The sequence below is a fragment of the Parapedobacter tibetensis genome, from assembly GCF_024704835.1.
Classification (GTDB): Bacteria; Bacteroidota; Bacteroidia; order Sphingobacteriales; family Sphingobacteriaceae; genus Parapedobacter; species Parapedobacter tibetensis.
Map to the genome: position 1 here is coordinate 1 of NZ_JAMXBE010000061.1, position 921 is coordinate 921.

The following is a 921-nucleotide window of genomic DNA, read 5'->3' on the forward strand; positions in this document are numbered from 1 at the left end:
ATTTAAAATCAATGCTTTAAGGGCGAGAGCAGGCCCAAAAGACTCGACTGAGCTGATGATGAACTTTGGATATAATTTATTAGAACGGAGTTGTTCAGCGGGCAGATAAGACGCAACGTTTTATTGCCCCTCTCTTGCTAATTTATTAATTACACCAAAACTATAAATCGTAGGGATTTAGTACACTCAATCCGGTTATCTTTTTAAAATCAGAAAGATTCCGGCTAATCAGTATAAAATCAAAAACCAGAGCCGTGGCTGCGATGATGGCATCAGGAAGTTTGATTTTATGCTTTTTACGTATGGAAATGGTCTTGTCGGCGATATCCTGATCGACATAAAGAATGTTCGCCATCGCTAAAAAACCATCAAGCTTGCGCATATCGGAGGTTTTGCCATTATAGCCCAAGACCTCTATACGCGAAACAACCGACACGTTTAATGCTTCATCGAGTAAACGGTCAAGGATAAAGACCGATTTTTCGGGTATTAGCTCACCAATGTAATCAATAATGGTATTTGAATCTAAAAGGTGTCGTTCTCCCATTCTTTTTTAGATTCATCAATATAGTGATTGATATCTTTGGCAGTTTCTTTGGAAATTGACCCTCTGAAATCCGACGGTTTGGTACGTTTCGAGGAAGACAGGCCGGCATTGATCGTCTGTTCAATTCCTCTGAATTTGGATTTAAGCCTGTTCCAGTCAGTCAAAGGGATTACTACAGCAGTTTGTTTCCCGGATGCGTCCGAAAGATATTGTAGTGGCATAATCTTTATCTTATTAATAGTACAAATTTACATAAAGGGATTGGGAAAAGCAAAATTACTAAAATCCTCATTTCTTATTTCCCGCCTAATCCACTCCCCTCACAACTTCCAGCTCCGCACCTACTTTCAGCACAAACTGATCTTTTGCCATGG

The 921-nt window shown here is 39.6% G+C and carries 2 protein-coding genes; both read right to left on the bottom strand.

Features of this window, described 5'->3' with window-relative positions:
* Window positions 1-160: 160 nt before the first annotated feature.
* Window positions 161-547 (bottom strand): type II toxin-antitoxin system VapC family toxin, encoded by a 387-nt coding sequence (locus NF543_RS25240; protein WP_257670962.1) that lies wholly within the window; start codon window positions 545-547, stop codon window positions 161-163.
* Window positions 526-768, bottom strand: coding sequence for a hypothetical protein (locus NF543_RS25245; protein ID WP_257670961.1), 243 nt, complete (start codon window positions 766-768; stop codon window positions 526-528). The genes NF543_RS25240 and NF543_RS25245 overlap by 22 nt, the downstream gene beginning before the upstream one ends.
* Window positions 769-921: the final 153 nt, after the last annotated feature.

Bases quoted from the DNA above. Each gene is read 5' to 3' on its own strand.
- NF543_RS25240 (WP_257670962.1), bottom strand. From the start codon at position 547: ATGGGAGAACGACACCTTTTAGATTCAAATACCATTATTGATTACATT.
- NF543_RS25245 (WP_257670961.1), bottom strand. From the start codon at position 768: ATGCCACTACAATATCTTTCGGACGCATCCGGGAAACAAACTGCTGTA.